The 5220-nt window shown below is 49.7% G+C and carries 8 protein-coding genes; 4 read left to right on the top strand and 4 right to left on the bottom strand.

Features of this window, described 5'->3' with window-relative positions; genetic code table 11:
- The first annotated feature begins 131 nt into the window (after positions 1–131).
- The 4 genes from OCT58_RS09835 to OCT58_RS09820 all read left to right on the top strand — a co-directional run bounded on the left by OCT58_RS09835 (position 132) and on the right by OCT58_RS09820 (position 2694).
- Entirely contained in the window at positions 132–1112 is a 981-nt protein-coding gene (locus OCT58_RS09835; RefSeq protein WP_267202661.1) for an NAD(P)H-dependent flavin oxidoreductase, read from the top strand.
- A gap of 133 nt (positions 1113–1245) precedes the next feature.
- Positions 1246–1674, top strand: coding sequence for a MarR family winged helix-turn-helix transcriptional regulator (locus OCT58_RS09830; RefSeq protein WP_267202660.1), 429 nt, complete (start codon positions 1246–1248; stop codon positions 1672–1674).
- Between the two features lie 15 nt (positions 1675–1689).
- Positions 1690–2136 (top strand): GNAT family N-acetyltransferase, encoded by a 447-nt coding sequence (locus tag OCT58_RS09825; RefSeq protein WP_267202659.1) that lies wholly within the window; start codon positions 1690–1692, stop codon positions 2134–2136.
- A gap of 51 nt (positions 2137–2187) precedes the next feature.
- Entirely contained in the window at positions 2188–2694 is a 507-nt protein-coding gene (locus OCT58_RS09820; protein ID WP_368669263.1) for an alanyl-tRNA editing protein, read from the top strand.
- A 104-nt stretch (positions 2695–2798) separates the two neighbouring features.
- On the opposite strand, the gene OCT58_RS09815 is transcribed toward OCT58_RS09820, so the two are convergent.
- The 4 genes from OCT58_RS09815 to OCT58_RS09800 all read right to left on the bottom strand — a co-directional run bounded on the left by OCT58_RS09815 (position 2799) and on the right by OCT58_RS09800 (position 5090).
- On the bottom strand, positions 2799–3155 hold the full coding sequence (locus OCT58_RS09815; RefSeq protein WP_267202658.1) for a type II toxin-antitoxin system PemK/MazF family toxin: 357 nt from the start codon (positions 3153–3155) through the stop codon (positions 2799–2801).
- Between the two features lie 65 nt (positions 3156–3220).
- Positions 3221–3475 carry an AbrB/MazE/SpoVT family DNA-binding domain-containing protein gene (locus OCT58_RS09810; RefSeq protein ID WP_267202657.1) on the bottom strand — a complete coding sequence of 85 codons (255 nt, stop codon included), beginning with the start codon at positions 3473–3475 and terminating at the stop codon, positions 3221–3223.
- Positions 3476–3660: 185 nt separating this feature from the next.
- On the bottom strand, positions 3661–4317 hold the full coding sequence (locus OCT58_RS09805; RefSeq protein ID WP_438361125.1) for a DNA alkylation repair protein: 657 nt from the start codon (positions 4315–4317) through the stop codon (positions 3661–3663).
- A 116-nt stretch (positions 4318–4433) separates the two neighbouring features.
- Positions 4434–5090 (bottom strand): HAD hydrolase-like protein, encoded by a 657-nt coding sequence (locus tag OCT58_RS09800; RefSeq protein ID WP_267202655.1) that lies wholly within the window; start codon positions 5088–5090, stop codon positions 4434–4436.
- Positions 5091–5220 lie beyond the last annotated feature (130 nt).

Genomic DNA, 5220 nt, shown 5'->3' with positions numbered 1-5220 from the left:
GGAGAATTTAACCTATACCAGTTGACCAAAGCCAATGATAATTAGAGGTTATCATGCGGTGACCAGAAAACAAGTTGTATAGTAGCAAAATCCGAAAGGATATATTTATAGAATACGAGGAGAGATTCATTATGACTAACCAAATTTGCGAAGCATTAAACATTACCAAGCCAGTCGTCCAAGGACCTTTAGGCTGGATTACTGACGCTCGCCTTGTCGCAGCGGTCAGCAATGCTGGCGGTTTAGGTTGTCTTGGTCCCAACGCCGGTCAAACTACTGTCACCAAATCGCCACAGAAGACGGCAGAACGGATGCGGCGTGAAGTCAAGAAAGTTCGCCAGTTAACTGATAAACCATTTGCGGTCAATCTGTACCGCGCAGAAGGGGCCGACGTGCTGGGAAATGATGTTTACTTTACCCCGATGCTCAAAATGGTTCTCGAGGAAAACGTGCCGGCAGTTGTTTATTCAGGGGAACTGCACGAAGATATCGTCAGCCAGCTAAAGGAGCACAACGTCAAGATTATTTTCCGTGAACTTAACCCCACTATTGCAGGAACCAAGAAGGCTGAAAAGCTCGGTGTTGATGTGATTGTCGCCACCGGGTTCGATGAGGGAGGAATGCTGCCAAGCAAGGTTATCGGTACTTTTTCCATCGTTCCACTGATTGTGGACGCTGTTGACCACATACCCGTCATGGCCGCTGGTGGAATTTGTGATAACCGAAGCGCCAAGGCCGCATTCGACCTAGGAGCACAAGGTCTCTTCTGCGGAAGTGCATTTATCCCTGTTGACGAGAGCCCCGTTGCCCAAAACATTAAAGAGCAAATTGTCAATTCTACCGGTGAGGACCTCGGTTTATTCCGCTCTGAACCATCATACTGGCGGTCCCTGCCTGGCAAAAAGCCTGCTGAACTATTGAAGCTCGATAAGGAACTGGCACCGAATGCCGAAATTAATAAGGCAATGGGTGGCACGCAAGGAATGCGCGTAGGGATGCTAATGGGCGACACCGATAATGGCTACGTTTCGACTGGTACTGGGATCGGTACAATTCACGAAATCAAGCCGGTAAAGGACGTTATTGACGAACTTTGCGACGGTCTGATCTAAATATTAATTACTAAACCTGGGCTTTGGCAGAAACTACTCTGTTGAAGCCCGGGTTGTTATTTCTTAAAAAATAATGGACAAAGTCAACTAAAGGTCCTATAATCAGTTTCAACAAATGAACGGAGGCCAAAAGATGCTATCTGAACAGCAAATCAACGAAGTCCGGGCGTTTAACCGCCACTACACCCAGGTCCTGGGGGTGCTGAACAAGCGCACCTTTGACACCAAACTCACCTGGCCGGAGGGGCGCATCCTCCTCGAGATTGGTATCAACCACCTGTCGACACCGATGATGGTTGCCAATCGGCTCCAGCTGGACAAGAGCTATGCCAGCCGGACCATCAAGCGGCTGACCGACAAGGGCCTGATTGCCAAGACCCCGTCACCGACCGATTCCCGCTCGGTCAACATTGCGCTGACCGACAAGGGCCAAGTGGTCTGTGACGACATCAACCAGAAATCCAACCTGCTCATCGAAGGCCTGATCGGCGACCTTTCGGAAGAGGAGCAGGAGCGTTACTTCAAGTGCATCATGACTATCAACCAGTTGCTGTTTAAGTAAGAAAGGAATACTACTATGTGGAAAATCAAGCACTTCGATCAACTAACTACTAAGGAACTCTACGCCATTCTGCAGCTGCGGACGTCCGTTTTCGTCGTCGCCCAGAAGCGGATCTACCAGGAAGTCGACGGCCGCGATTTAGCCGCTATTCACATTTTTAATGAAACGCCGGATGGCCAGATCGTCGCCTACGCCCGGGTCTTCCTGCTCGACGACGGCCAGACCGTTTCGTTTGGCCGGGTCGTCACCAGCAAGGCCGTGCGCGGACAGGGAATGGGCGGGCAGCTGCTGGACCAGATCATGCAGACGATCAAGGCCAATTATCCTGACGCCCCAATCTTCATTGAATCACAGGAACAGGTCCAGGACTTCTACCGCCGGGTCGGTTTCGAAAGCCAGGGTGAGCCCTTCATCTACAAGTCCACGCCCCACGTCAAGATGATCCACGCGCCGCTCGGTTAAATTTTTCACAGCAATAGTTGACAAAATCCACTATTTAGGAGAGGAACAACCATCGAGAACGTTTATTTAGAAAACAGCTACCTGCGTGAGCTCGGTTGCCAGATCACCGCGACCACTGCGGACCGGCAGGCAATCACCGTCGATCAGACCATCATCTACCCCGGTGGCGGCGGTCAGCCACACGATCAGGCCCGGCTATTAATCAACGAAGATTGGTATCGAGTCGTCGCCACCGCAATTAACAAGTCGGCCAGCAGCTTTTTCGTGGTGGTTTACAGCTCCAGCGTCCTGCCGGGGATGGTCCCGTGGTTCGTGATCCTGATCTCGGAATTAAAGTTCCGCCGCCAGAATCCGCAGATCATGCAGAATCACCCCTTCAAATTGCCCCTCTACCCTTACGCCAACTATTTCTCAATCACCCTCTTGATCATCATCCTGATCTTCATGTTCATCAATCCGGATACCCGAATTTCCGTGTCGATCGGGGTCGTCTTCCTGATCGTGATTTCAACGCTGTATTGGGTGCGGTACGGACGTAAGGCGGTGCAAAAGTCGTAATATCAAAACAGACGTTTTCTTTACACTAATAAAAAAGACTATATACTTAAACTGTCATGAAAGCATATAGTCTCGTTGTCCATCACTTCCTAATGATGGATTTTTTATTTGTAACCTAAAACTGCCTGAATCATTAAATCAACCTCTGTGGGCACGACTGTCTGTTCCACCAATTTTGTCCACCGGTGAGTAACATCCAAAGTAACTAATTGATCACATAGAAGGGTCCCATACGTCTTGGTATTGGGGCCTTTTTTAGTCCAGTCATACGCTAATGGATATTCCCTTTCCGTCGTTGTAAATGGAATTGCCCACACAAAAGGTCCATTTTCATTTAACAATTTGCGACTTACAACGAGCCAGGAACGTAACCCTTTTTGCTCATTATTGTTTTTAGGTTTGGAGTCATTTGACACCAAAATGATGTCACCCCGTCCATATGGGAGCTCAGATAATGCCATGACATTACCTCCAAACATTAAAATTTTCGTGCTAAAACGCTACTTAATTTGCTCGCACGAATCTTTTAATAGAGTTCCTCGCCAACCGCTCCACCTTTATCAACTACTTCAAAAGGATACGGCTTCTTACTATCGTAATTTTCAAATAGTTTATCTAATAATTTTTCTTCTTTTTTAGGCTTGATGATGATCGCATCAGTAGTTACACGAACTGAAACCTCATCATCGCTAGGGGTAATACCAACCTTTTTAAGGATCTCCTTGGGGAGGCGAACTGCACTGGAATTACCCCACTGACCTAATTTGAGTGATTCTTCCATTTTTCAAGACCTCCAATATCTATAGATATCCAATTACTTCCACGCCTTAAGTATATACAAGTTTATCCAAGGGGCCAATCATCATCCCTTCCTTCACCCTATTCAAATAAACAGCAAAGCAGCTCAATCCTGTTCCCCGTGAAACAGAATTGAGCTGCTTTCAACTATTTTTCGTTTGGTTGCTATTACAAATACTTGCTGCCCTCACGGAGCGACAACTTACTCAAGTCGTCCTGGTGCCGATCGATGAAGTCCGCCACCCAGTCAGGATTGGTCTTCGAGTAATCACGCAGGGCCCAGCCGATCGCCTTATTGATAAAGAACTCCTGACTGCCGAGATTATTTTCGATGATTTGTGCCAGTAGCGCGGTGTCCGTCTCGTCCTTCCGCAGCAGCTGAAATTCGATTGCCACCCGGCGGACCCAGAAGTCGGGATCCTGGGACCATTTCAGCATCAACGCCGGATCGGTCGGATCGTTCCAGGTCAGGTAGCTAATTGGCTTCACCAGGGCGTCGATCGTGTCCCACCACTGTTTGGAGCGGACGAAGCGTTCAATCTTTGGTAGATCAGTCATCTGCAGGTGCTTTTCCATGGCAATCAGGTAGTCACATACGAAGTACTGCAGCTCGCGGTGCGGGTCCTGCCAGCACTGTTCCAGCAACTCCCAGTCAAGTTGCCCGGACTTTTTCGCATCCCGCAATCCGTCGTAGTAGATGGCCTTGCGGGGCTTGGTCTGATAGCCGTAAAACGCAAACTGGTTGCGCATGTATTTCTTCATCCCCGCGGCCACAACGGGATCGGCATCCTGCTCAAAGGCGGCGCAGAGGGCTTGGTAAGTCAGCATTTTTCTTTTTGCTCCTCATATTCCTCTTTGTCTCAATTATCCCCTCAAAGCGTCCTGCAAACAATAACTAAAAATCGGTGTAAATCGCAATTGATTTTGCACCGATTTTTTCGTTAATTAGCGAGTTTGAGCAGTTTCTCCTCCAGGGTTGGCACGTCATCGATAATCACCGTCGCCCCGGCATCGCGCAGCTCATCCTTGGTCCCGTAACCGTAGCTGACGCCCCAGCAATCCAACTGGGTCTCCTTAGCGCCGTTGACGTCGTTGTAAGTGTCGCCGACCATCAGCACCTGGTCGCGAGCATCCGCCAGATCCAACCGGCGCAAAGCTTCCTCAATCACCAGGGCCTTGCCGGCGCGCGTGCCGTCCGGGCTGGCACCCACCAGCTCGTCGAAGTACTGGGCCAGGTCAAAGTGTTCCAGGATCAAGTGAACCAGGTTCTCGGGCTTAGAGGAGGCCACTCCTACTTTGAGACCAGTTTCTCGGAGAGCCTGCAGCATGTGGGTGACCCCGGGATAGGGCTGGTTGTCAAAGACGCCGTGCTCGCGATAGTAGGCCCGATAAATTGCGGCCGCCCGTTTGGCCTCCGCCAGGCTAAACGGACGGTACTGACGCAGCGCCGTGATGATCGGGGGCCCGATGAAGAACCGCAGCTTTTGCGGGTCGGGTTCGGGGCAGCCCATCTGCTCAAGGGTGTACTGAACCGATTTAATGATGCCAGGGCCCGAGGCGGTCAGGGTTCCGTCGAGGTCGAAGAGGATTGCTTGCATAGTGAAATTCTCCTCGTATTCTATAAATATATCCTTTCGGATTTTGCTACTATACAACTTGTTTTCTGGTCACCGCATGATAACCTCTAATTATCATTGGCTTTGGTCAACTGGTATAGGTTAAATTCTC

Source organism: Limosilactobacillus kribbianus, from assembly GCF_026413145.1.
Classification (GTDB): Bacteria; Bacillota; Bacilli; order Lactobacillales; family Lactobacillaceae; genus Limosilactobacillus; species Limosilactobacillus kribbianus.
Note: the sequence above shows the minus strand (reverse complement) of the source record. Positions and strands in the feature narration are given on the sequence as shown.

What these genes read in the sequence shown, in the direction of transcription:
- OCT58_RS09835 (WP_267202661.1), top strand. Translation starts at nt 132, where the DNA reads ATGACTAACCAAATTTGCGAAGCATTAAACATTACCAAGCCAGTCGTC.
- OCT58_RS09815 (WP_267202658.1), bottom strand. Translation starts at nt 3,155, where the DNA reads ATGGCATTATCTGAGCTCCCATATGGACGGGGTGACATCATTTTGGTG.
- OCT58_RS09825 (WP_267202659.1), top strand. Translation starts at nt 1,690, where the DNA reads ATGTGGAAAATCAAGCACTTCGATCAACTAACTACTAAGGAACTCTAC.
- OCT58_RS09810 (WP_267202657.1), bottom strand. Translation starts at nt 3,475, where the DNA reads ATGGAAGAATCACTCAAATTAGGTCAGTGGGGTAATTCCAGTGCAGTT.
- OCT58_RS09800 (WP_267202655.1), bottom strand. Translation starts at nt 5,090, where the DNA reads ATGCAAGCAATCCTCTTCGACCTCGACGGAACCCTGACCGCCTCGGGC.
- OCT58_RS09830 (WP_267202660.1), top strand. Translation starts at nt 1,246, where the DNA reads ATGCTATCTGAACAGCAAATCAACGAAGTCCGGGCGTTTAACCGCCAC.